The sequence below is a fragment of the Actinoplanes xinjiangensis genome (assembly GCF_003148685.1).
Taxonomy (GTDB): Bacteria; Actinomycetota; Actinomycetes; order Mycobacteriales; family Micromonosporaceae; genus Actinoplanes; species Actinoplanes xinjiangensis.
Genome location: NZ_QGGR01000007.1, coordinates 363731 through 388025, shown reverse-complemented (window position 1 = coordinate 388025; position 24295 = coordinate 363731). Strand labels below are relative to the sequence as shown.

The window sequence follows — 24295 nt, the reverse complement described above, 5'->3', positions numbered from 1 at the left end:
CCGCGACAGTTGCTCCCATGACCTTCGAGAACGTACGCATCCAGGTCGCCGACGGTGTCGCTCTGCACGCGGCGGTGGCCGGCTCCGGCAGCCCGATCGTGCTGCTGCACGGCTTCCCGCAGACCCACATGATGTGGCGGCACGTCGCCGCCGACCTGGCCGCCGACCACACCGTGATCTGCCCGGACCTGCGCGGATACGGCGCCAGCGACAAGCCCGCCGAGACCGGCCCGGACACCTACGCCAAGCGCACCATGGCCGCCGACGTCGTCGCCCTGGCGCGGGCGCTGGGCTACGACCGGTTCGCCCTGGCCGGCCACGACCGGGGCGCGCTGGTCGCCGTCCGGGCCGGTCTCGACCACCCGGCGCACATCACCCACCTGGCGTCGCTCGACGTACTGCCGACCCTGGACATGTGGGACGTGATGCACGGCGTGACCGCGGCGGTCGGCTTCCACCTGTATCTGATGGCGCAGCCGCCGGGCCTGCCGGAGACGATGATCGCCGGTGCACCCGACGAGTTCTTCGGCTGGTTCCTCGACCGGTGGGCCCGCGACCCGGCCGCGATGCCCGCCGAGGTGCGCCGCGCCTACCTCGACGCGTGCCGCGACGCGATCCCGTCGATCGTCGCCGACTACCGGGCCTCGGCCGGCGTCGACGTCGAGCACGACCGGGCCGACCGCGCCGCCGGGCGCACCCTGGCCATGCCGGTCACCGTCCTGCAGCAGGACTGGGGCGCGATGCTCGGCTTCGACGCGGCCGCCCGGTGGCGGGCGTGGGCGCCGGACCTGCGGCACGTGCCGGTCCAGTGCGGCCACTTCATGGCCGAGGAGGACCCCACCCTGGTGGTAACGGAGATCCGCAAGCTGCTCACCCGCTGACGTACGCCCCCACCACGCCGCCAAACGCAATACCGATCGTTCGCAACCCCGGCTGGCCCCCACCGCTGCCTCAAGCGCCACGAGACAACGGTGACAGCCAGCCCAACGCTCTTGGCTGGTTCCCACCGCTGCCTCAACCGCCACGAGACAACGGTGACAGCCAGCCGAACGCTCTTGGCTGGCTCCCACCGCTGCCTCAAGCGCCACGAGACAACGGTGAGAGCCAGCCCAACGCTCTTGGCTGGTTCCCACCGCTGCCTCAAGCGCCGTGAGACAGCGGTGAGAGCCAGCCGAACGTCCTTGGCTGGTTCCCACCGTTGTCTTGAGCGGCGTGAGACAGCGGTGGACCAGCTGGGGAGAGCGGGGGCGGGCGGTGAACTTGGTGTGGGTGGGGGTCAGGCGGGGTCGACGGGGCCGCCGTCGGACCAGGTGTTGCCGGACCAGAGGTTGCCCGCGCCGGTGGTCAGGAAGCTGGTCGCCGGGCCGACGCCGCCGCACCGGCCGGAGGGGCCGCGCTCGAAGACGTTGTCGCGGACAACGACACCGGTCGGGTTGTCGCCGAAATTCTTGCCCGGGTTGTAGCCGAAGCTGCCGCAGTAACCGCCCGGTGTGGCGTGGAAGTAGTTGTTCTCGACGGTGACGTCGGTGATCGGGCCGAAGTCGCCGAACAGCGACAGGTTGGTGGAGCAGCCGCCGCCGATCTCGTTGTCCGGCGGGGTGCACCACAGCGTGTTGTGCCGCAGGACCATGCCGGTGCCACCGTTGGAGAGGAACCCGTTGTTGTGGTAGCCGAAGCTGCTGTTCGGGTCGTTGAACTGGTCGTGCAGGTACGAGTCCTGCACCAGGCAGTCGTCGTCGCAGCGGACGCTGTGCTGGCCGCCGGTGATCTCGGAGCGCAGCACGGTGACGTCGGTGCCGCTGACCGCCGCCCGGCTGGTCGCGCCGGCCCGTACCTCGGAGTCGGCGATGGTGATCGAGGCGCCACCGGCGTTGGTCTCGACGGCCTGCTTGATGATGCTGTTCCGGAACGTGACGTTGCCGGCGTAGACCTGGATGCCGTCGGGGCAGTCGACGATCTTGCCGTCGATCACCTGGTTGGCGGTCTGGAACTTGCACGGCTCGGTGAACGGGGTGAGCGTGACGCCGGCGGGGACACCGGTGTTGGCCTCGTTCGGGAACCCGCCGGGGACGGGCGGCTCCTCGGGGGTCGTCGTCGTGGGCGTGAACGTGACGTCCACCCAGTAGTTCGTGGCGGCGAACGTCGAGGTCGGGAAGCCGCCGGACCCGTACCGGAAGAGGCCGTTGGGTTCCTCCGGGGTGTCGGCCGGAGCGTGCAGCGGCCCGTTGTCGCGGGCCTGGGCGAAGCCGTTGTTGTCGGCCGAGTAGTGGCCCGTGGTGGTGTGGTAGGACACGACGTAGAACCGGTTCGCGGTGATCGGCACCGGCGTCGGGAAGGTGGCGGTCTGCCAGCCGGACGCCGTCTCGCCGGTGAACGTGACCTGGGCCAGCCGGTCGCCGTCCTCGGTCCACAGTGAGCCGGTGTGCGGTCCGGTGTTGGCCGCCGACTTGTGGAACCGCACGCCGGTCACCGTGCCGTCGACGCCCGCCCGGAAGCGGGTGCCGAGCTCGACGGCGTCCGGGTCGTCCACGTCGATCGTGCCCGGGGTGTCCGTGTTCGACCACAACGACACCGGGTCGGCGGCACTCGCCGGCGTGGCCGTCACCGCTACAAAGGCGGCGACGGCCACGACTGCCGCGAGAACCTTCCGGACGGTCTGTGCACGATGCTTCACGGTTCTCCTGACTCAGAACGATTACTGAGCCGGAGGATATCGATCACCGCGCGTGCTGTGGGGGCAGTCGGCGGCGCCCGGACCGCACCGCCGACGGGTCACAGCGTCGGGGTGACCGGGCGGATCGTGCCGTCGGTGTTGAATTCGAGACGGTCGACGGCGGTCTCCCGGTTGGTGCCGTCACCGGCCGGGACGGCGAACCGGTGGTAGGCGATGTACCAGGTGTCGGTGCCGGGCGCCTGCACCACCGAGTGGTGACCGGTGCCCTTGATGCCGAGGTCGAGGCGCTTCTGGAGGATCACGCCACGGTTCGTCCACGGGCCCAGGGGCGAAGTGCCGGTGGCGTACGCGACCCGGTAGTCCTCGCTGCGGGTGTCGTTCTCCGACCACATCAGGTAGTAGACGCCGTTGCGCTTGATCACGAACGGTGCCTCGTTGTAGCCGGCCGGCGTGATCGTGCGTACCTGTGCGGGGTCGAAGGACGTCATGTCGGCGTTGAGCCGCACCGCCCGGCACACGCCCTGCCCCCAGTAGAGGTAGGACTGGCCGTCGGTGTCGGTGAACACGGCCGGGTCGATGGCCTGCCCGCCGGAGAACTGGCCGCTGGTCACGAGCGGCCGGCCCAGCGCGTCGCGGAACGGGCCGGCCGGTGAGTCGGCCACCGCCACCCCGAGTTGCTTGGCGGTGTTGCCACTGGCCAGTCCCCCGGAGAAGTACAGGTAGTACTTTCCGTTCCGGGTGGCGACCGCGGGTGCCCACGCCGAGTCGTCGGCCCAGGACACGTTCGGCCCGTGGTCGAGGATCACGCCGTGGTCGGTCCAGTTGACCAGGTCGGTGGAGGAGAACGCCTTGTAGTAGGTGCCGCCCCAGCCGGCGTACCCGTCGGTGGTCGGATAGAGGTAGTAGCGGCCGTTGAGGTGGACGATGTGCGGGTCGGCGAACAGGCCGGGCAGCACCGGGTTACGGGCCGTCTTCGGCGCCCAGGGGGTGGTCACGCGGAACGAACTGTCCGCCCGGAACGTCGCGGTGTCCTGGTAGGCGTCCAGGTACAGCGCATGGTCGCGGTGCCGGATCCGCCGGTCCGGATAGTTGTGGGAGGCGAGCGCGACGGAACCGGCGACCGCGCCGTCGACCGCGCAGAACGTGGCGTCACCGCGGAACGTCGCGTCGCCGGTGTTGGTGTCCAGCCGCAGCCGGTAGTCGCGGTGCCGCAGGAACCGGCCGTTCTTCGCCTGGAACGAGTAGCACGACGGCGAGGCCAGGCCGTTCACCACGGTGAAGGTGGCGTCGAGCCGGGCCTGCGCGGTGCTGCTCGCGGTGATCGGGTCGATCCGGCCGAGACTGTCGAGGTGGCGCACGTACCGGCCGGGGTAGTTGACCGACTCCAGCGACCGGGCCCCGGTGGCCAGGGTGGCGGCCTGCGCCGGGGAGCCGGTCAGGACCACGACGGATCCGGTCAGGAGCAGGGAGGCGGCGAGCAGGGAGCGGGCGGACATGGGCGTTCCTCCTGGTCTGTGAGCCGACACCGAGGACGTTAACGATCACAGAAGCCGAGTCAACGATTCGAACATGTTCGATCACAGGCGTTCGCCCGCACCCTTGTTATCGATAACAAAGTGCGCCTCGGCCCAGTCGCGGAAGGTGGCCGGTGGACGGCCGAGGACGGCGGCCACGTCGCCGGTCAGGATCGCGTTGTGCCCGGCGCGGGCCCACGCGGACCCGGTCACGGTGGCGTCGACCGCGGCCGGCGGCAGGCCCGCCGCGAGCAGCTGCCGGGTGGCGTCGGCCGGCGGCAGGTCGACGGTGGTGACGGGCCGGCCGATCACCTGCTCCAGTTGCCGGGCCTGTTCGGGTACGGACAGCAGCTCGGGGCCGGTCAGCGTGTAGGTCCGGCCGGCGTGGACGGGATCGGTGAGGGCCTCGACGGCGACCGCGGCGATGTCCCGCGGGTCGACGACGCCCTGCCGGCCGTCGCCGGTAAGGTTCGGCACCGGCTGCCCGGCGTCGATGATCGCCGCCCAGTGCCGGGCGTTGGCGGCGAAACTCGACGGCCGCAGCATCGTCCAGGCCATCCCGGAGGTACGAACGGCCCGTTCGGCGGCCTGGTGCCAGGCGCCGACGGTCACCTCGCCGAAGCGTTCGCCGGTGCCGATCGCGGACAGTTTCACGATCGAGGCCACGCCGGCTTCGCGGGCCGCCGCGAGCAGCGCCAGGTCGTGGTCCGGCGAGGGTACGGCCGGAGCGGTCAGCAGGAACACCGCCCGCACCCCGGTCACCGCCCGGCGCAGCGATGCCGGGTCGTCGAAGTCGGCCCGCACTGCCCCGGCCCCGGGGGGATGGCGGCTCATCGCCCGGAAGGGGTGGCCGCCCTGGTGCAGAAGCTGCACGACGTGCCGCCCGACGGTCCCGGTGGCGCCTGTCACGAGAATCATGGCGGTCACGGTTCCAGGCGGCGGACACCCGGGCCTAGGAACTTTCGGTACGGTTCGCGCCATGACGTGGTTCTCCGGGATCGAGGTGGGGGCACGCCCGCTGTTCTCCGACGCTCCGGCCGCTCTGGAACAGCCCGACCCCGATGTCACCCTGGTGTGGCGGCGGCCCGGGTCGGACGACCCCCGTGATCTGGTGGTCGTGGGGCCGCGGACGACCGCCCGCTACTACGCCGCGGAGCCCGGCCGGGCCTGCGTGACCATGCGGTTCCAGCCCGGACGGGCCGCCGCGCTCTTGGGACTGCCGCTGCGTGACCTGGTCGATCACGCGGTCCCCGCCGCCGAGGTGCTGACGGCCGGGCAGGTCGACGACGCGCGCCGGCGGCTGGCCACGGCGGCGACGGCCCTGCTGTCCGGCGGTGCGGCCCGCGAGTCGGTCGCGTCCGTCGCCCGGCGGCTCCATGTCAGCGAACGTCATCTGCGCACCGTTTTCACCGAGCAGACCGGCCTCACGCCGGTCCAGTTCGTCCGCATCGACCGGGTCCGCCGGGTCCTGACCGACCTGGGCCGGCGCCTGCCCGAGGTCGCCACCGGCGCGGGTTACTACGATCAGTCCCACATGGGCGCCGAGTTCCGGCGGGTCATGGGCGCCACCCCGGACGCGTTCCGCAGCCGGGACTGGCCGGCCGGAGAGGTGTGCACCGCATGATCGACCTGGTGGAACGGTTGATGGAGCCGTCCCGGCGTGAGCTTCAGCGGATGCGCGAGTCGCCGGACGCGTGGTCGGAGCTGTCCCGGGGAGGCGACGCCGACGCGGTGCGGCGCGCCAGGGTGCTGTGGGCGCTCCAGTTCGACCGCCGGCCGGAGGATCTCCCGCTGGTGCGCTGGCTGGCCGAGCAGGAGGCGCAGACCGGCGACCTGACCGAGGAGGTCAGGCTGGCCGGTTTCCTGCTCGCCGAGTTCCGGCAGCCGGAGGACGTGTGGTTGCAGTGGCGGATCAAGCGCGCCAGCTTCGACGCCTGGTGCGCCTACGACAGCGAGCACCTGTTCGCCGCCGGTGTCGAGGTGACCACCTCGATCGTCGGGGCGAGTGATCATCCGGATCGCGAGGAGGTGCTGGCACGGTCACCGGGATCCGAGGAGGATCTGGCCGGCTGGTGGGAGGGCAAGCGGGCGTGGTTCCCCGCCGACCCGGCCGACGAGGAACTCGTGACCTGGATGGACCGGGCCGACCTGGTCGGCGACGCGGCGCTGGTCCGCCAGTTGCTGGACAGGTGGGCGGAGGGCCGGCCGCGGGACCGGGACACCCTGGACATGCTCGGGTATCGGCTCCGGGACCTGGGGGCCTACGCGGAGGCGGCCGTCGCCGAGCGGGAGCGGCTGGCGTTCACGCGCGGTCCGATCGAGCACGCCTCCGGGTGGAGGTCCCTGGCCGAGCTGGAACGGCTGGCCGGCGACCATGAGGCGGCGTGGGCGGCGCTGCACGACTGCGGTGTGGCGTTGCGCGACGTGTCCGACTGGACCGACGTGGGCATCGGCCGTTCGTATGTGGAGGAGCTGTTCCTGCTGGCCGGGGCGGCCGGCATCGACGTGGCGCGGCCGGCGTTCGCCGAGGGCGACCGGCACGCGCGCACGATGGCGGGCCTGCCGCCGGTCGTGCTGGACGCGGCCGTCGTGGCCGCCGACCGGCTGGGTGAGCGGGACGGCGCCGCGTACTATCGCGGGCTGCTCTAGAAGGTGAGCACCCGGCGGCCGGGGCCCTCGTCGGTCCACGCCGCCGCGACCTCGGCGAACGGGACCGCCGAGTGGGTGACGGTGAGCCGGCCGGCGGTGGCGTGGGCGGCGATCTCGGTGATCACGGCGGCCCGGTCCGCCGTGGACAGGGCGTTGTTGGTGTAGCCGAGGACCCGCAGGGACCCGCTGCGGAGGGTGGCCGAGTCGATCGGCGCGGTCGCTCCGGCCGAGGAGCCGAGGTTGACCAGGGCGCCGCCGGGCCGCAGGGTGCGCAGGGCCACCGCGGCGGGCGCACCGAAGACCGGATCGACGATCAGGTCGGCCGGGCCTTCGAGACGGTCGATCGTGGTGGCGACGGCGCCCAGGCTCGCGGCGCGGCGCAGGGCCGCGACGGAGCGGGCCACGGCGATCACCCGGCGTGCGCCGCCGAGCAGCGCGAGCTGGATCGCCGCCTGCCCGACCACGCCTCCGGCGCCGAGCACCACCACGTCCCGGCCCGCGGGGCCGCCCGCCGCGTGCAGTGCCCCGTGGGCGGCCACCGCCGACAGCCCGAGTGCGGCGATCAGCACCAACGGTGCGCCCGGCGGCAGCGCGACGACGTCACCGGCCGGGACCGCCACGACCGACGCCATGCTCCCGTCACCGGGGCGCATCCCGGCCGGGGTGGCGAACCACACCGGCGTACCGTCGGCGAGGTGCCCGACACCCTGGACGCCGGGCACATAGGGCGTGGCCGGCGTCCCGAAGTAGCTGGCGCCGGAGGCGCACAGCAGGTCGAGCGGGGTGATCGGCGCGGCCACGACCTCGATCGGCACCGCGCCGGCAACGGGCACCGGGGCGGGCCGCCGTTCGACGACCGGCGGCCGCCCGCACTCGCGCAGTACCGCCGCAGAGATCACGTCGCGATGTCCGGGTACGGCAGCGTGAACCCGGCGAGCGCCGCCCCGTACGCCTTCTGGTATTCGAGGGGTTCGGTGTTGTCCCGTTCGAACAGGGCGATGAACAGCGTCAACGTGAGGAACGGATGGGCACCCAGCGCGAACAGCCGCACGTGGTCGTGCCCGATCAGTGCCTCCCGCTCCTCACCGGTGAACGCCAGCCACGTGCTCGCCTCGTCGCCGTGACAGTTGAGCAGCGAGTTCGCCATCGTCGACTCCCACCAGGTGACCAGCTCACGCGGTGTCTCCCGGTAGCGTTCGACCAGGTCCGGGTCACGGTCGACGGTGAACAGGAACTTGTTCAGCAGATACTTGCTCATACCGCCCCTCCCGGAGGTGAGGGGTACCAGGTGAAGTACGCCTCCATCGTGTGGAACAGGTCGAACGTGTCGACGTAGTCGGCTTTCACCCCGGCCCCGGCGACACCCATCATCAGCATGAAGTCCATGAACCCGTGGGTCGCGTTCCCCGGCGCGTGCAGGCTGTCCAGGGTCACCTCACGCAGGCATCCGTCGAGGTCGCCGTCGGCGATCCACCCGACGGCCCGCTCGTCGAACGCCGGGTCCGGCCCGTGCGGCCCGAACTGTCGCGGCCCGCCGAGTTCGAGCGACAGATGCCCGGTTCCGATCACGGCCACGCGCAGGTGCGACGGCCACTCGTCGATGATCTTGCGAATGGCCTCCCCGAGCTGCACGAACCGGGTCGGACGGGGCAGGGGCGGCGCGAAGATGTTGGTGTAGATCGGCACGATCGGCAGGTCCGCCTCGGGCCGCAGCGTGATGATCGGGCAGGTGATGCTGTGGTCGATGCGCAGCTCGTTGCTGAACGCCAGATCGAAGCCCTCGTCGAGCCCGGCGCGCAGGATGTGCGACGACAGGTCCTCCTGGCCTTTCAGCGTCATCCGCGGCAGGCCGAACTCGCGTTCCTCGTTGTACCAGTTCGCGTCGTACGCGGGCGCCTTGCCGACCAGGAACTGCGGCATGTTGTCCAGCCACAGCTGATGAAAATGATCAGATCCGACCATGACCAGGACGTCCGGGTTCGCCCGGGTCAGCGTCTCGCGGAAGGCGAGGATCTTGCGGGTCCACTCGTCGGCGAACGGTGGCCGGTCCTCCCCGGTCGACGTACTGGCCCGATAGTAGAAGGGGTGATGCGTCGAGGCGATGACCGCGACGATGCTGGCCATGGAAGATCCTCCTATGCCTCGTAGACGGCGTTGCGGTCGACGGTCAGATAGATCTCGTTGGCGATCGGGCGCCGGCGCTCCTCGGCGATCTGCCCGAGCAGTCCCGCGGCGCGGGCCAGCAGCGCGAAACCGCGCAGCATCTCGACCGGCAACCCCAGATCGGCGAGGGCGGCGCCGCAGACCCCGGCACCGTTGAGCGGCAGTCGCCGTTGCAGAACCTGCGGGTGTACGCGACCGATCGCTTCGAAGAGCCGCAGGTGGGGCCCGTAGAGCCCCTCCTCGGTGGCGATCCGGATCAGGACCGGAGTCCGCGGGTCCTCGACCTTGTGCACGGGATGCCCGAGCCCCGGCACGAATCGCTTCTCGGCCCTGGCCCTGGTCACGGCGTCCAGTGCGATCGCGTCGACATCGTCGCCGGAGGATTCCGCGAGGGTCGCCGCCAGGAACCTCCCGCAGTCCTCGGTCACCCCGAGGAAGCGTGAGCCGCCGCCGAGCAGCCCGGCCGCGAGCGCGCCCTGGAGAGAATCCGGAGCGGAGAGGTACGTCAGGCGCGCCGCGATGGCGGTCGGGGTGAACCCGTGATCGGCGAGCGCGACCAGCACCGCCTCGAACAGCCGCACCTCCCCCGCGTGCGGCCGGCGCCCGGCGACCAGCCAGAACGCCAGTTCCCCGAACCCGACCCGCCCCATCAGATCGGCGGCGAGATCCTGCCCGAGCAGCGAGATGCTGTCCGCGTCGGAGGTGCCCAGTCCGGTGGGGAATCTCAGTTCGTCAGCCATCTACGGATCTCCTCGCCGTGTTCGTCCAGTCCGGGCGGCGGTAGCTCGTACCGCGCGGGGGTGTGCGAGAACGTGATGGGGTTGCGGACGCCGGGCACACCGCCGACGGTGACCACCGGATTCAGGCCGAGTTCCTCGGCCATGGCGACACCACCGTCGATGGTGTTGATCGGCGCGCACGGCACCCCGGCGGCCATCAGGTCGCGGAACCATTCGTCGCGGGTCCTCGTCCGGAGGCGTTCGACGAGGATCGGCCGTAATTGGTCGCGATGGGCCGTACGGTCCTGATTGCGGCCGAACCGTGGATCCTCCGGGAGCCCGTCCAGCCCGAGGACCTGGCACAGCTTGCGGAACTGCCCGTCGTTGCCGGCGATCACGATCAGCTCGCCGTCGGCGACCGGCAACGGCTCGTACGGGAAGAGGCTGGGGTGCGCGTTGCCCATCCGGTAGGGCACGGTGCCGCCGGCGACGTACCCGCTGGAGTGGTTGACCAGCCCGGACAGTGCCGAGCTGAGCAGGTTGACCTCGACGTGCTGGCCCTGGCCGGTGTCGGCGCGCCGGTGCAGGGCGGCCAGGATGCCGATGTTCGCGTGCAGTCCGGCCATCACGTCGAAGACCGAGATCCCGGCCCGGTAGGGCGAGCCCTCCGGATCGCCGGTGAGGCTCATCAGCCCGGAGATCGCCTGGACCATCAGGTCGTACCCCGGCAGGCCCGCACCCGCGCCGGTGCCGAAGCCGCTGATGCTGGCGTAGACGATGCGCTCGTTGGACGCGGCGACGGTGTCGTAGTCGAGACCGAACCGGGCCAGCCCGCCGGGGCGCATGTTCTCGATCAGCACGTCCGCGCGGCGGGCCAGCTCCTGGGCGGCGGACCGGTCGTCCGGGTCCTTGAGGTCCAGCGCGATCGACCGCTTGTTGCGGTTGATGCCCAGGTAGTAGGTGGAGACGCCGTCGCGGACCGGTGGCATCCAGGTGCGGGTGTCGTCGCCGCCCGGACTCTCCACCTTGATCACCTCAGCACCGAGGTCGGCCAGGAGCATCGTCGCGTACGGCCCGGCGAGGATCCGCGAGAAGTCGGCGACGAGCAGGCCGTCCAGGGGGCCTCGGGGTTGCTGAGCCATCAGTTACCGCCCGTTCTGCGGACACGTGTCCGCCGAATCAGCTTCCCTGCCTTGCATGCCCGTGTCAACGACCGGTTCACCGCGCCGAAACAAAACCTTGACATGACAGGTGCCCGGGAACACGCTGACCTGACCACGCTGACCGCCATGCGGACAGCAGTCCGAAAGGAGCGCAGATGAGCGTCGCAAGACCGGTGATCTTCCGCAACGGACTGGTCCTGACCATGGACGACACCCATGCGGTGCTGCCCGGCGCCGACGTGCTCGTCATCGACGGCCGGATCGCCGCGATCGGGCACGACCTGACCGCCCCCGACGACGCCGAACAGATCGACGCCTCCGGCGGCATCGTCATGCCCGGCATGATCGACACACACCGGCACCTGTGGCAGACCGCGATGCGCGGCTACGGCGCCGACTGGACGCTCACCCAGTACTTCGTCTGGTACTACCTGGAGTCCGGCCGGCACTTCCGGCCCGAGGACATCCACGCCGGCAACCTGCTCGGCGCCCTCGAGGCCCTGGACGCCGGCGTCACCACCACCGTCGACTGGTCACACGGCCTGCAGACCCCGCAGCACGCCGACGCCGCCGTCGACGCCTTGGAGGCGGTGCCGGGACGGTTCGTCCTCGCCTACGGCAACATCCAGCAGGGCCCGTGGGAGTGGTCGACCTCCGACGGCTTCCGCGACTTCCACCGCCGCCGCATCGACGGCGGCCGGCTCGAAGGCTTCCAGCTGGCCTTCGACATCACCGGCGATCCCGCGTTCCCGGAGAAGGCCGCCTTCGAGACGGCCCGCGAACTGGGCGTCCCGGTCACCACCCACGCCGGCGTCTGGGGCGCCACCAACGACGACGGCATCCGCCTGATGTACGAGAACGGCTTCATGACCCCCGGCACCGTGTACGTCCACGCCGCCACGCTCGGCGCCGACTCGTACCACCGCATCGCCGCCACCGGAGGCTCGGTGAGCGTCTCCACCGAGAGCGAGCAGAGCGCCGGCCAGGGCTACCCGCCCACCTGGGCGCTGCGCCGCTACGGCATTCCGGTGTCGCTGTCGATGGACACCAGCGTCTGGTGGAGCGGCGACCTGTTCACCGCCATGCGCACCACGCTCAGCGCCGACCGCTCCCGCGAGCACCTCGAAGCCCACGGGAGGCAGGAGACCGTCACCCACCACCACCTGCGCGCCGAACAGGTCGTCGACTGGGCCACCCGCGGCGGCGCCCGGGCCCTCGGCCTCGACTCCCGGCTCGGCGCCCTCACCCCGGGCCGGCAGGCCGACATCGTGCTGATCAAGAACGACGCCTCGCCCGCGATGTTCCCGATCCTGCACCCCTACGGCCACGTCGCCTTCCAGGCCCAGCGCGGTGACGTGCACACCGTCGTGGTCGGCGGGAAGGTCGTCAAACGCGACGGCAAGCTCGTCGGCGTCGACCTGGCGGCCGCCCGCACCGGTGTCGGCGCCACCGTCGCGCACCTGCGCGAGACGCTCGGCGAACAGGCGTGGCTGCGCGGCCAGAACCCGGACCTGCCGCAGGCGGAACTGTTCGACAACCCGTACCAGTACACCGACTACGCCGCGGGTTCGCCGGAATGAAAGCATGGCCCGGATGACAGACACCGGAAGGGGCACGGGTCCCGACTTCATCGAGGCGCTCGCCCGCGGCCTCGACGTCCTGCGCACCTTCCGGCCCGGCACCCCCTCGATGACGCTCAGTGAGATCGCCGGGCTGACCGGTCTGGCCCGCCCGACGGTCCGGCGGATCCTGATCACCCTCGAGACCCTGGGGTACGTGCGGGGCGCCGGCCGTGGCTACGCGCTGACCCCACGGGTGCTCGACCTCGGTATGGCGTACGTCAACTCGCTGAGCATGTGGGACGTGGCCCGGCCGCACATGGAGAAGCTCGTCGCGCAGACCAACGAGTCGACGTCGATGGCGCAGCTCGACGGGTCCGACATCGTGTATGTGGCGCGGGTGGCCGTACCGAAGATCGTCACCCTGGCGGTGAACATCGGCACCCGCTTCCCCGCGGCCGCCACGTCGATGGGCAAGGTGCTGCTGGCGGCCCTGCCGCCGGCGGCCGTGCCCGGCGTCCTCGCCGAGGCGTCCCGGTCCGGGATCGCGGCGCGCCGGCAGCCCGCCGGCGCCGAGTTGGAGGCCGCGTTGCGGGAGGTCCGGGCGAAAGGCTGGGCACTCGCCGACCAGGACCTGGCACCCGGCATCCGGTCGGTGGCCACCGGCGTGCGCGACGGCGACGGCGACGTCATCGCCGCGGTGAATGTGACGGTGCACGCAGCCGAGACGTCAGTCGAGACCCTGCTCGACGATCACCTGCCGAAACTCCTGCGCACGGCGGCCGACATCGGTCACGACTGGGCGCTGGCCGCCGCCATCCCGTCGGTCACGGCGTAGACTGCGGCGTCCCACGCCATCGGATTCACTCGGAGTTGCTGCACATGTCCGTCTACGGCACCCAGCGTCTGCGCGGCCTGCGCATGATCGTCACCGGTGGCGGCACCGGCGGGCACACCTACCCCGCGCTGACCACGGTCAACGCCCTGCAGGCCCGGCTCGCCGAAACCGGCGCCGCGCCCGAACTGCTGTGGGTCGGTGTCGCCGAGGGCCTGGAAGCGAAGATCGCGGTCCGCAACAACATCCCGTTCAAGGCCGTCACCACCGGTAAGCTCCGCCGCTCGGTCAGCCCCCGCGACCTGGCCCGCAACTTCGTCGACGCGTTCCGGATCCCGCTCGGCATCCTCCAGGCGGCGTTCACCGTCGCCCGGACCCGCCCGGCGGTGGTCCTCAGCACCGGCGGTTTCGTGTCGGTGCCGATCGGGCTGGCCGCCGCCCTGTTCCGGGTGCCCTACCTGATGCACGAGCAGACCCTCAGCCTCGGCCTGGCCAACCGCATCCTGGCCCGCGTCGCCACCCGCATCCTGGTCAGCCACGAGGCCTCGCTCGAGCACCTGCCGCCCAAGGCACGCGCGCGGGCGGTCGTCACCGGCAACCCGATCCGCCCCGCCGTCCTCCAGGGCAACGCCGAGAAGGGCCTCGCGGCGTACGGGCTGGACCCGGCCGTGCCACTCGTGCTGGTGACCGGCGGCGCCGCCGGTGCGCAGCAGATCAACCGGATGCTCACCGGCGCCCTGCCCGACCTGTTGCAGCACTGCCAGATCGTGCACCAGTGCGGCAGCCTCAGCCACGCCGAGATGCAGCAGGTCGCCGCCGGGCTGCCCGCCCACCTGGCGCACCGCTACCACGTCCTCGACTTCATCCACGACGAGCTGCCCGACCTGCTGGCCGCGGCCGCCGTCGTGGTCGCGCGCAGCGGCGCCGGCACCGTCGCCGAGCTCACCGCCCTGGGCAAGGCGTGCGTCCTCGTGCCGTACCCGCATGCGGCCGGTGACGAGCAGCGCATCACCGCCCGCCACCTGGCCCAGCAGGACGCGGCGATCATGCTCGACGGCGCCGACGCCACGCCGGAACGCCTGCGCGACACCCTCAACGCGCTGCTCGCCGACCCGCCGCGGCGGGCCGCCCTGGCGCGTAACGCGGCCACCCACGGCAAACCGGCCGCCGCCGACCAGGTCGTCACCGAGATCCTCACCGCCGCGGCCGGCGCCCAGTAGCCGAGACGGGCCCGGTCTCGCTACCGGAACCGGTCGCGAGCCTGGGACCGGTCGCGAGCCTGGGACCGATCACGAACCGGGACCGATCACGAACCCGGACCGGCCACGAACCGGGACCGATCACGCAACCGGGACCGGTCGCCAGCCGGGACCGGTAGCGAGACCGGGGCCGGTCCGGAGCCGGCGGGTGCCCGGATCACCCGCCGGTGGTGCAGAGCCTGCGGACGGTGCGGTCCATGGCCGCCACCAGGCTGTCGGGCGGGCCGGGGAACGCGAGCTGGTGCAGGAGCAGGCCGTCGAGGTAGTCCATGATGGCCGTACAGTCGCCGTCCGGGTCGGTCGAACCGATGTCCCGCAGCCATTGCGTCGCCCATCGGCGCAGCTCCGCCGCCGACGCCGCGAGATGCTCCTGGAGGGCCGGCCGCAGGGCCGCCTCGACGAACAGCCCGTACCGGGCGACGGTCACCGCCCGTTCCGGACCGAGCGCCCGCCGGACGTAGGCGGTCAGCGCCGCGGCCAGTTCCCCCGGATCGGCCGGGTGGAGGAAGCCGGCGATCGCCTGCCAGGCGGTCCGGTCGCGCTCGGCGAACCGTTCGACGACGGCACTGATCAGCGCATCCCGCGTCTTGAAGTAGTTGGCGGCGGAGCCGAACGGCATCCCGGCGGCCGCGTCGACCGCCCGATGCGTCAGCGCCCGCACCCCCTGGCTGCCGAGGACATCGATGGCGGCGTCGAGCAGTTCTTCTTGGCGGGACGGCACGCGATCACCCTACCCCGCTCACAACATCCGTAGTCTTCCTACAACATATGTTGTACGGTGGCGGCATGCGACGACACGCGGCGATCATCGGCGGCGGCATCGGCGGCCTCGCCGCCGCCATCGCGCTCGGTAACGACGGCTGGCAGGTCACCGTCCACGAGCGGGACGCGGCCCTGCCGGCCACCGGCACGGCGCTGGGCATGTGGCCGGCGGCGCTGCGGGCACTGGACACCCTCACCGCCGGCCATGCGGTACGCGAGACGGGCAGCCCACGACGGTCCGGCGAGGTGCGCCGCCCCGACGGCTCCCGGATCGCCACGATCCGCACCCCGCCGGGCGACCCGATCCACCTGATCTCCCGCCCGGCCCTGCTCACGATCCTGCACCGGGCCGCCGCCACCGCCGACCTCCGCTTCGCCGACCCGGTCCACCACCCGGAGAGCCTCGCCGCCGACCTGGTCGTCGCCGCCGACGGCGTGTTCAGCCACACCCGCGAGCAGCTGTTCGGGCCCGCCTACCGGGCGCGTCACTCCGGCGGCACGGCGTGGCGCGGCACGGTCGACGGCATGGAGACGAGCACATTCGTCGAGGTGTGGGGCCGGGGCGTCAAGTTCGGTGTGACCCCGCAGGAGGGCAGCCGGACCAACTGGTTCGCGTCGGCCGGCGCACCCGCGGGCAGCTTCCATCCGGGCGCGGAGGTCAGCGCCCTGCGGCGAATGTTCGACGGCTGGGCGGCGCCGGTGCGACCGGTCCTGGAGGCGGTCACCGAGGCGGGCATCCTGCACCACGACGTGTACGTCACTCCCCCACTACCGTCCTATGTCAGCGGGAGAGTCGCGCTGATCGGCGACGCCGCCCACGCGATGACCCCCGATCTGGGCCGCGGCGCGTGCGAGGCGCTCATCGACGCGGTCGCCCTGGCCACGGCACTGCGCGAGTCGCCGACGGTCGCCTCGGGCCTGGCCGCCTACGACCGCCGTCGCCGCCCGGTGACCCGGCGCCTGGCCCGTGCGGCCGCGGCGGCGGGCCGCCTCAGCCGGGTCCGGCACGCCCTGCCGGTACGCGACGGCCTACTGCGGGCGAGCATGCTCGCCGCGTAATCGCGGCGGCGCTCGAACCGCCACATCAGGTACGCGACGGCCTACTGCGGGCCGGCATGCTCGCCGCGTGATCGTCGCTCCCGGCGGCGCTCGAACCGCCACATCAGGTGCCCGACGGCCTACTGCGGGCCGGCATGCTCGCCGCGTGATCGTCGCTCCCGACGGCGCTCGAACCGCCACATCAGGTGCCCGACGGCCGCCCAGGCCGAGATCCCGGCGACGACCCCGATCGCGATGGCCTCCCGGCCGACGGCGTCCACCCGGGACAGGCCCCGGGCGATCAGCAGAGCCGATATGAGGAGGGCACCGGCCACCACGATCGCGGCCGAGACACGGCGGACCGGTCCACCGCGCCGCCAGGCGATCCACCACCCGGAGCGCCGTGACACCATGCCGGCGTCGGCCACCCGCTCCCGCGCGAAGTCAGTTTCCATACCGTCACAAACGCCCCAGTTCCCGGGACGGCACCGGCCGGTCGCACACCGGGGCGATGTCCCGCTGTCGGTATCCGGACCCGGCGAACTAATCCGCCGGGTGAAACCGACGAGGTCGGCCGGGTGATGCCGACGACATCCGCCGGGCAATGCCGGGGATGTCAGCCGGGTAATGCCGGGGACATCCACCGCCGCCCTCCGGCGCCCCTGGTGTCGCCGTCGGCCACACCCCGTCAGTCGCCCGCTCCGGGGAGGATCGGCACGGTGAGTACGGCGATCGTGAGGAGCGGGGCGGCCGCCACGGTCAGCGCGGCGATCCGGCGCAGGGGCCTGCCGAGCCAGCCGCCGGCGGCGATGCCGGCACCCCACGGCAGTGACCAGGTCAGCGCGACCTGACCGAGCAGGGCCACCTCCGAGAAGCCGGCCATCGCACCGGCCAGGGCCGGCGGGACGGCCGCCACCAGTGCACCGGCGACGAGCCAGCCGGGATGCCGGGGCCGCCATCCGGTGGCCGTGCGCCAGAGCGGCAGGAGGGAGACGCCACAGACCACGGTCATCGCGATCACCAGCAGGACGGTCAACGGCGTCACCATTTTCAGCACCTCGAGGTCGGCGACCTGGAACCAGTCGCGGGAGGCCGCGACCCCTCCGCCGACCAGCTGGGCCGCACACACCATGGTCACGACCGCGGCCGCCCGCGCGTGCCGTGGGCGCGCCACGAGAACCAGGGCGGCGATCATGATCACGGCCAGCAACGGCCAGAAGGCGGGCACCGTGGCGTCCCAGGCCGATCCGCCGGTGAGCCGCACCATCAGCCGCGTGGAGTAGAGCGCGGTGATCGTCGCGGCCGCGGTACAGGTCAGGATCACGAGGCCGACGGCCCGCGCTGAGTTTCGTTGCATACCGTCCCAACGCACCGGACGGCGCCGTTGACTCTCCCCTCGTGTCTGGGATCCGGGTGAGGGCCCCAGGCCCTGCCGCTCCGCCGACTCGCTGGTCATGCCTACCTGGAGCCGGCCGACGCGCTCGGCTGACGTGAGCCTTCCCGGACGGCGGGCGGCGGGCGGCGGTCCGGGACGGATCCCGGGCCGCGGCGAACGGCCGCGGCCCGGGGACCCTCAGGAGGCGAAGGCCTTCACCTCCAGGAGGCCGACGCTGCTGGTTCCGTTCGATTGGAGTACGACCCGGAGCGCGCTCGTGTCGACGGCCGGGAACGTCACCGTGTTGTAGGTGTTCGCGGCCGCCGGATACCCGCCGGCTCCGGGGACGTCGGCCCAGGTGCCCGTCCCGGACCGGGATTGCAGTCGCCACGAGGCGGGTAGCCGTACCCCGTTGCCGTCGTCGAAGAGGTAGACCTGGACGCGCCCGACCCGGACCGGGTTCGCCCAGGTCAGCGCCGCCCACTGCTCGCCGCTGTCGGGCCAGGTGCCCCACCGCGGGTTGGTGGAGTCGTTGGACGACGGCGGTTCGATGCCGTCGTTGACCGCGGCGACACTCTCCCACGACGACGTGACGGACGCCGACGCGGTCGCGGTGCGGGCGAGGTTGCCGGTGGCGGGCGGCGGGGTCGTGGTGCCGCCACCGATGGCGAGTTCGGCGCTGCCGAACGTGCCGTGCGCCGGGTTGACGTCGCTCTCGCCGCCACCGCCGTCGCAGCCGCGGGTGGTGCTGAACATCAGGTAGGTGCCGGACGAGCAGGCGAACGCGACCTCCGCGTCGCCGCCGACCACGACGTTGCCGGACAGGTTCGCGCCGCTCTGGATGAGCGCGTTGTCCCGGACGATCGCGTTGCCGCCGACGGTGCCGCCGTTGACCCAGCCCAGGCCCTCGATCCGGGCGTTGCCGGTGACCGTTCCACCCATCACCGCGGCCTTCGGGCCGACATACGCGGACGCCGCGACACTGGCGTTGCCGGCGACCCAGCCGCCACCGTTGGAGTGCCAGCGCCCGCCGTTGCCGGCGGCCGGCTTCACATGTCCGGGCTCGAACCCGGACGGGGTGGCACCGGAGAGCCGGAACTCGTAGGGGTAGCGGCGTGCCTTGGTGTATCCGTCCAGGAATCCGTAGTGCGGCACCGCGTTCGGCGTGCCGGTCACGACGAGCCACACCTCGTTCTCGCCCGCCTGGAGCGGGAAGTCGATCTGCCCGTCCGTGCCGGACGTCAACGGCGAGTAGCGCGGGGTGCCGTTGCGAACCGCGACCAGCCCGAACGTCCAGCCGGTGGCGCCGGTCTCGGCATGCCCCTTCAACCGCACCTTGACCATGGCGCCGTCGGCCGACGGCACCAGCTTGATCTTGTTGAAGCCGTAGTCGGACGGCGCCACCCTGGTGTTGATCCGGTAGTGGCTCTGGCTCGCGTCGACCGCCTCGACATTGCCGCCGTTGTACGCGTTGAGGAACCCGGCGCCGTACACGCTGGTGATGAACGGCATCAGCGTGGACCGGTTGCCGAAGTCGTATGTCACGGTCCGTGTCGCGTACTCGCCGAGACGACGGTTGAGCTCCGCCTGCGTGATCCCGGCGATCCGCCGGTAGGTTTCGAGGGGATGCTCGTTGCCGGCGGCCTCGTTCCACATCCGGTTGAACATGGGGAGCCCGTCACGGTCCTTGATGTACTGCGCCAGCATCCAGTTGCCGTAGTGGTGCCGGCTGGAGCTGTAGTACAGGTTCTCCGACCGCAGCCACCGCGTCAGATCACCGGCGGCGGTGGCCGGCAGGGCCTGCATCGCCATGAATTCGGCGCTGGTCTCCCAGAAGGTGCCGGCGGTCGCGTCGATGAACCCGGCACCCGGCCGGTTCATCGTGGTGTAGGCCTGGAACACGTGCCCGAGTTCGTGGGCGAGGCCCCAGGATCCGGGTTGTGCCGCGCGGGGGTCGATGTTGATGATGCCGACCTGCCCGTCGACCGAGCCGCCGGTGGCCCAGGCGTTGAGCTCGGTGCGGTTCCAGGTGTTCGTGACGATGACGATGATCTTGTGCTGGGCGAGTTTCCCGGTCTCCGGGGTGAACTTCATGGTGCTGACGTAGAACGTGTACAGGTTCTCGAGCTGGGTGATGATGCTGTTCGGGTCGAAGTTGTACGGCGACGGGGCCGACGCCGGGTCGGTGCCCGACTTCTCGCCCCACAGCAGGACGAAGTTCGCCGACTCACGGCTGCGGCTCGACGACCAGGGGACCTCGCCGGTCTGCACCCAGCGCGACGGGATGTAGAGCGTCTTGGCCGCGGCCGACGCCTGTGACATGAGCTGTGGGAGCAGGGCTCCGAGGACGAGGAGCACCGCCGCGAAGGCGATGGTGATACGTGTTCGTGCGCGGAGAAGCCGCATGGGGGATGCCCTCCTGCTGTTGTGGATCAGACTTGGGGGATGTGCGGGCCGTCGAGGGGATCGGCCGCGGTCTATGACAGGTCACCCTGAACTACGAAAACGTTTTCGGCAAGGTTTCAGAGTGATGAACCGGGAACCTCCGGACCGTCGCCGGGACCGGCGATCCGCGTCGCGGGGCCTGTCCGGCGACGGCCGGCGGATCGGGCCGTCAGGCCTGCGGGAGGACGCGGGCGATCCTGACGGCCGAGGCGGAGGCGCCCGCCGCCGGGTAGGCGGCACTGCCGTCGGCGTAGGCCTTGAACGCCTGGTAGGAATGGTCCTTCACGGCGATGCTCAGCCGCGCACCGACGGGCTTGCCGGTGCCGGCGTCATACACCTGCGCCGCCATCCCCGTCCCCGACTGCCAGGACAGCAGCATCCGCCCGGCCCCGTAGGACACCAGGTGCGGATGAGCCGACCCGACGCCGGTGCTGATCGTGGACGTCGACTTCCCGGTGGTGAACCTCTCCAGCCGGACCTTGCCGCCCTGGCTCCACGCGGTCCAGTAGCCGCTCGACTTCGCCAGCACCAGGTCACCGCCGAACAGCGTGCCGTCACAGGTGCCGGCCGCGACGGTCCGATACGGGTTCGGCTGCGCGATCCGGCAGGCGTTGTCGGTCGCGCACACGCCCACGAACCGTTTCGTCCGCGGATCCCACACCACCCGTGACGTCCACGCGTGACTGCAACCGACCTCGAACGCGTCCCGATGCCCGGACAGCAGTTTGCCGGCGGCGCTGACCACCTGCATCCGGTCACCCTCGTGCACGTCGACGCAGCTGCCGTTCTTCACCGTGATCGCCACCCCGAAGTAGGCGGCCCAGTCCGAGCCGTTGGTCGCCAGGCGGCCGTGGTGCTGGTACCACCAGATGAACCGGGCACCGTCGTCATATCCGGTCCGGCCGCCGGTCAGGTTGGTGACCTGCCGCTCCCAGACCAGCTTGCCGTTCAGGTCGAACCGGATCATGTGCATCGTGTTGCACGGGCTGGAGGTTCCCCCGCAGAGCGATCCACCACCGCAGTCGCCCTTACGCGTCAGCAGGACGACCCCGCCCTTCGCGTCGGCCTGGACGTCCTGGAGGTCGATACCGGTGAAGCTGGTGGGGGTGCCGACGAGTTTGTCGTCGCATCCCAGCCGGCCCAGGTGGACCTTCCCGTCGGTGCCCAGCCACGCGAGCCACGACCCGCCGTCCGGCCGGGCCGCGATCGCCATCGGCAGGTTGTCGGTGTCACCCTCCGGCCCGTAGCCGGCCACCTTCGACGGCAGCGACACCTGCGTGATCGTCACCGCCGGCGACGCCGAGACCTTCCGGGCGCAGCCACCCGCGGTCGTGGCGGCGGCCGCGGACCGCGACGGCGCGGAGCCGGCGGCCGAAGCACCGGGCGCGGCACCCGCGGCCGCGGCGGGCGGCGCGGAAGCGGCCCCGGACGGCCCCGGAGCAGCAGCCGACGCCCCGGCCGCGACCTGCCGGCCGGGGACCGGATCAGCGGCCGGACCCGCCGCCGGGGTGCCGGACGCCGTCGAGCAGGCGGCCAGACCCACGACGGCGAGCGTCGCCACCAGCACTGCCCTTGATGCCCGGCCACCCGGCCGTCGTACCGCCAATGGTTTCATCGTGTTCTCCTGAAGATCCGAACGTCCTGACGACGGGTATGGCGGGCCGGTCACCGCACGCATAACAGGAACCGGAGAAAAGTTTTTCGCCACGGGCGGAGCGACGATCCCCGCCGTAACAGGAATCCGGGGAGACGAATCTCCAACCACCACCGGGCGTCCGTGGCGGTAGCCTCCCTGACGCCATGACCACCACAGAACAGAACCCGACCGACGTCGTCGTCGCCGCCCGCTCCGGTGACCGGAAGGCGATCAGCGCGCTCGTCACCGACCACCTGCCGCTGGTCTACAACTTCGTCGGCCGCATGCTGGGCCGCCACGCGGACGTCGACGACGTGGTGCAGGAGACCATGCTGCGCGCGGTCCGCGACCTGCCGGCGCTGCGGGAACCGGCCCGTTTCCGGCCGTGGCTGCTGGCGATCGCCCGCCACCAGGTCACCGAACGTCACCGGTCACGGCACACGGTCGTCAGCCGGACCGCACCGTTCGACGAGGAGTCGCAGGAGCCGGACCCGGCCACGGATTTCGCGGGCGTGACCGTGCTGCGCCTCGACATGTCGGCGCAGCGGCGCCAGACCGCCGAGGCCACCCTCTGGCTCGACGACGACCACCGCGAGACCCTCGCCCTGTGGTGGCTCGAAGCGGCCGGCACGCTCACCCGCGCGGAGGTCGCCGAGTCGATGGGGCTCTCGGTGGCACACGCCGGCGTCCGGATCCAGCGCATGCGGGAACAGCTCGAGCTGGCCCGTACCATCGTGGTCGCTCGGGCCGCGCCCGTCAGATGTCCGGGCCTGACCGCGGCGCTGGCCGGCTGGGACGATGTGCCGGGCGCCCTGTGGCGCAAACGCATCGCCCGCCACCTGCGCGAATGCGACGTCTGCGGCACGGCCGGGAAGGCACTGATCCCCACCGAGCGGCTGCTCGCGAGCGCCGGCCTGATCGCCGTCCCGATCGATCTGAAGTCCCGGATCGCGGCGCTGGGCAAGACGAGCGGCACGCCGGTGAGCCTGTCGGCCGGCAAGCTCGTCGCCGCCGGCTCCGCGGTCGTCACGCTCGTGGTCGCCCTCCTGGTGTTCATCGACCGTGATCCGCAGCCGGCGCCCCCGCTGGTGGCCGCCGCACCACCGTCCGTCACCGCCCCGGCAGCGACCGCACCGGCACCATCACCCAGCGTGACGCCCAAGTCCGGCACGATCACCACGACGACGATCAGTCTGCCGGTGCCGTTCGCCTACCGGATCCCGGGTTACAGCGGCAAACAGCACAGCCGCCGGACACCGTTCGCGATCGCTCCGAACGGCACCGCCTGGCTCGCCTGGCTGGCCGCCGACGGTACGACCGTGCACGTCACCCCGCTCGGTAAGGACCTGAAGCGCCGCGGTGACGACGTCGTGGTGCCCGGCCGGGAAGCGAGCGGCCTGGTCGCCCACGACGACGGTTTCGCCCTGCTGACCCGGCGCGCCGACCCGAACGGCAACACGTTCGGTGACAGCGGCGCCTATCTGATCCGTTACCGCGACGGCCGGCAGGCATGGGCGTCGCTGCTGACCGATGCCGGCACGTCGACGCCGATGCTGGTCGGTGACCTGGCATGGAACGGCACGGTCTACGGCGCCTACTTCGCCGTCCGTGACGAGTCCGGCCACTTCGGCGACCGGCTCGCCTACCGCAGCGCCGCCGGACGGCCGGTCGCCGGCGGCTGGGACTGGGGTTGCAGCCACAACACCGGCATCGCGCTGGCCGCCGAGAAGAGGCTCCCGTTCGCGTCGGTCTGCGCCAACGACTGGAAGGACGGCCTGTTCCTCAACACCGGTATCGGCTTCCCGCGCCCCGGAGCGGCCCGCCTCGCCCACGCCGAATGTGTGGCCGGCTACTGCGGCGAGCCGTTCGGCGGGGACGGCGGTGGCTACGGCAACCTGGTCCGGTTCGCCGACGGCCGATACCTGCTGGCCTGGCAGTCACGCGGCTGGTCCCGGGCCACCCCCGACCCGGCCGACGACTACGGGTATCTGGTCACCGCCCGCTGGAAGAACCACAACGTCGCGGTCACCTCCCTCACCGACTCCGACGAACCGGCCGTACCGCTGACGGCCGATCCGTCGACCCCCGCCATCCGCTATCTGACCAGCACCGCGACGGTCGATCACGTCAACGTCCGGATCGGCCGCCTGGGCCGGAACGCGTTCGCCGTCTGGGACCAGGTCGCGGTCAGCGGATGCAGCGCCGGCGTCTGCGACGGCCGCTACACCGGCACCTACGGGCAGGTCCTCACGCCCACCGGCGCCCCCGTCGGCAAGGCCCGCAAACTCGGCGTCCAGGTCGGCGGCGATCTGGTGCCCCTGGCCGACGGCTCCCTGGCCTGGCCGTTCGTCGACAAGACCCCCGATTACCGCAGCCGCGGCAAGGCCTCACCGACCACGAAGACCATCACCATCGCGGTCATGACCGACTGAAACCTCATCTTGTACGAGCCACGCGGAGAACCGTGGCCGTCCGCGCGAGGTGGCTGCCGGGCACGGACCGCG

General features: G+C 71.7%; 22 protein-coding genes. 9 read left to right on the top strand and 13 right to left on the bottom strand.

Going from position 1 to position 24295, the window contains the following annotated elements; genetic code table 11:
* Positions 1-17 precede the first annotated feature (17 nt).
* On the top strand, positions 18-881 hold the full coding sequence (locus BC793_RS18695; protein WP_109593873.1) for an alpha/beta fold hydrolase: 864 nt from the start codon (positions 18-20) through the stop codon (positions 879-881).
* Between the two features lie 395 nt (positions 882-1276).
* Here BC793_RS18695 and BC793_RS50615 read toward each other — a convergent pair whose 3' ends face one another.
* From BC793_RS50615 to BC793_RS18680, 3 genes are all read right to left on the bottom strand, one after another.
* A complete protein-coding gene (locus tag BC793_RS50615) occupies positions 1277-2674 on the bottom strand; it encodes a DUF4082 domain-containing protein (RefSeq protein ID WP_203896246.1) in 1398 nt (465 codons plus the stop codon).
* Positions 2675-2772: 98 nt separating this feature from the next.
* Positions 2773-4170: a family 43 glycosylhydrolase gene (locus BC793_RS18685; RefSeq protein ID WP_109593871.1), complete on the bottom strand. Its 1398-nt coding sequence runs from the start codon at positions 4168-4170 to the stop codon at positions 2773-2775.
* An 81-nt stretch (positions 4171-4251) separates the two neighbouring features.
* On the bottom strand, positions 4252-5106 hold the full coding sequence (locus tag BC793_RS18680) for an NAD(P)H-binding protein (RefSeq protein WP_109594053.1): 855 nt from the start codon (positions 5104-5106) through the stop codon (positions 4252-4254).
* 61 nt (positions 5107-5167) lie between these two features.
* On the opposite strand from BC793_RS18680, the gene BC793_RS18675 reads away from it, so the two are divergent.
* Both BC793_RS18675 and BC793_RS18670 read left to right on the top strand, forming a co-directional pair.
* Complete coding sequence (locus BC793_RS18675; RefSeq protein WP_109593869.1) at positions 5168-5812, top strand: helix-turn-helix domain-containing protein; 645 nt, start codon at positions 5168-5170, stop codon at positions 5810-5812.
* The gene (locus BC793_RS18670; RefSeq protein ID WP_239170064.1) at positions 5809-6837 is read left to right on the top strand and encodes a hypothetical protein; all 1029 of its coding nucleotides are present in this window, start codon (positions 5809-5811) and stop codon (positions 6835-6837) included. Before BC793_RS18675 ends, BC793_RS18670 begins: the two co-directional genes overlap by 4 nt.
* On the opposite strand, the gene BC793_RS18665 is transcribed toward BC793_RS18670, so the two are convergent.
* Genes BC793_RS18665 through BC793_RS18645 form a run of 5 tightly spaced genes read right to left on the bottom strand, consistent with a single transcriptional unit; the run spans position 6834 to position 10861 of the window.
* Entirely contained in the window at positions 6834-7736 is a 903-nt protein-coding gene (locus tag BC793_RS18665) for a quinone oxidoreductase family protein (RefSeq protein ID WP_109593868.1), read from the bottom strand. The two genes, BC793_RS18670 and BC793_RS18665, sit on opposite strands and share 4 nt — an antisense overlap.
* Complete coding sequence (locus tag BC793_RS18660) at positions 7733-8095, bottom strand: hypothetical protein (protein WP_109593866.1); 363 nt, start codon at positions 8093-8095, stop codon at positions 7733-7735. Before BC793_RS18660 ends, BC793_RS18665 begins: the two co-directional genes overlap by 4 nt.
* Entirely contained in the window at positions 8092-8961 is an 870-nt protein-coding gene (locus tag BC793_RS18655; protein WP_109593864.1) for a DODA-type extradiol aromatic ring-opening family dioxygenase, read from the bottom strand. Before BC793_RS18655 ends, BC793_RS18660 begins: the two co-directional genes overlap by 4 nt.
* Before the next feature lie 11 nt (positions 8962-8972).
* Positions 8973-9740 (bottom strand): citryl-CoA lyase, encoded by a 768-nt coding sequence (locus BC793_RS18650; RefSeq protein WP_109594049.1) that lies wholly within the window; start codon positions 9738-9740, stop codon positions 8973-8975.
* On the bottom strand, positions 9725-10861 hold the full coding sequence (locus BC793_RS18645) for a CaiB/BaiF CoA transferase family protein (RefSeq protein WP_109593862.1): 1137 nt from the start codon (positions 10859-10861) through the stop codon (positions 9725-9727). The genes BC793_RS18650 and BC793_RS18645 overlap by 16 nt, the downstream gene beginning before the upstream one ends.
* A 176-nt stretch (positions 10862-11037) precedes the next feature.
* Here BC793_RS18645 and BC793_RS18640 point away from each other — a divergent pair, with 176 nt between their 5' ends.
* From BC793_RS18640 to BC793_RS18630, 3 genes are read left to right on the top strand one after another with little or no spacing between them, the layout of a single operon-like run.
* Positions 11038-12462, top strand: a complete 1425-nt coding sequence (locus tag BC793_RS18640; RefSeq protein WP_109593860.1) for an amidohydrolase family protein — start codon at positions 11038-11040, stop codon at positions 12460-12462.
* A 13-nt stretch (positions 12463-12475) separates the two neighbouring features.
* A complete protein-coding gene (locus BC793_RS18635; RefSeq protein ID WP_109594047.1) occupies positions 12476-13279 on the top strand; it encodes an IclR family transcriptional regulator domain-containing protein in 804 nt (267 codons plus the stop codon).
* A 44-nt stretch (positions 13280-13323) separates the two neighbouring features.
* A complete protein-coding gene (locus tag BC793_RS18630; RefSeq protein ID WP_109593859.1) occupies positions 13324-14496 on the top strand; it encodes a UDP-N-acetylglucosamine--N-acetylmuramyl-(pentapeptide) pyrophosphoryl-undecaprenol N-acetylglucosamine transferase in 1173 nt (390 codons plus the stop codon).
* 196 nt (positions 14497-14692) lie between these two features.
* On the opposite strand, the gene BC793_RS18625 is transcribed toward BC793_RS18630, so the two are convergent.
* A complete protein-coding gene (locus BC793_RS18625; protein WP_109593857.1) occupies positions 14693-15256 on the bottom strand; it encodes a TetR/AcrR family transcriptional regulator in 564 nt (187 codons plus the stop codon).
* A gap of 65 nt (positions 15257-15321) precedes the next feature.
* Here BC793_RS18625 and BC793_RS18620 point away from each other — a divergent pair, with 65 nt between their 5' ends.
* Positions 15322-16356, top strand: coding sequence for an FAD-dependent monooxygenase (locus BC793_RS18620; protein ID WP_109594045.1), 1035 nt, complete (start codon positions 15322-15324; stop codon positions 16354-16356).
* A gap of 119 nt (positions 16357-16475) precedes the next feature.
* On the opposite strand, the gene BC793_RS18615 is transcribed toward BC793_RS18620, so the two are convergent.
* The 4 genes from BC793_RS18615 to BC793_RS18600 form a co-directional block, all read right to left on the bottom strand.
* Entirely contained in the window at positions 16476-16790 is a 315-nt protein-coding gene (locus tag BC793_RS18615) for a hypothetical protein (protein WP_109593855.1), read from the bottom strand.
* 233 nt (positions 16791-17023) lie between these two features.
* Positions 17024-17692 carry a hypothetical protein gene (locus BC793_RS18610; protein ID WP_146246331.1) on the bottom strand — a complete coding sequence of 223 codons (669 nt, stop codon included), beginning with the start codon at positions 17690-17692 and terminating at the stop codon, positions 17024-17026.
* 216 nt (positions 17693-17908) lie between these two features.
* Entirely contained in the window at positions 17909-20116 is a 2208-nt protein-coding gene (locus tag BC793_RS18605) for a DUF6055 domain-containing protein (protein ID WP_203896248.1), read from the bottom strand.
* Between the two features lie 208 nt (positions 20117-20324).
* Positions 20325-21443 carry a hypothetical protein gene (locus BC793_RS18600; protein WP_239170066.1) on the bottom strand — a complete coding sequence of 373 codons (1119 nt, stop codon included), beginning with the start codon at positions 21441-21443 and terminating at the stop codon, positions 20325-20327.
* On the opposite strand from BC793_RS18600, the gene BC793_RS51365 reads away from it, so the two are divergent.
* Together BC793_RS51365 and BC793_RS18595 are read left to right on the top strand one after the other, a co-directional pair.
* Complete coding sequence (locus tag BC793_RS51365; protein ID WP_239170067.1) at positions 21433-21783, top strand: hypothetical protein; 351 nt, start codon at positions 21433-21435, stop codon at positions 21781-21783. The genes BC793_RS18600 and BC793_RS51365 overlap by 11 nt on opposite strands.
* 172 nt (positions 21784-21955) lie before the next feature.
* Entirely contained in the window at positions 21956-24223 is a 2268-nt protein-coding gene (locus tag BC793_RS18595) for an RNA polymerase sigma factor (RefSeq protein ID WP_109593849.1), read from the top strand.
* Positions 24224-24295: the final 72 nt, after the last annotated feature.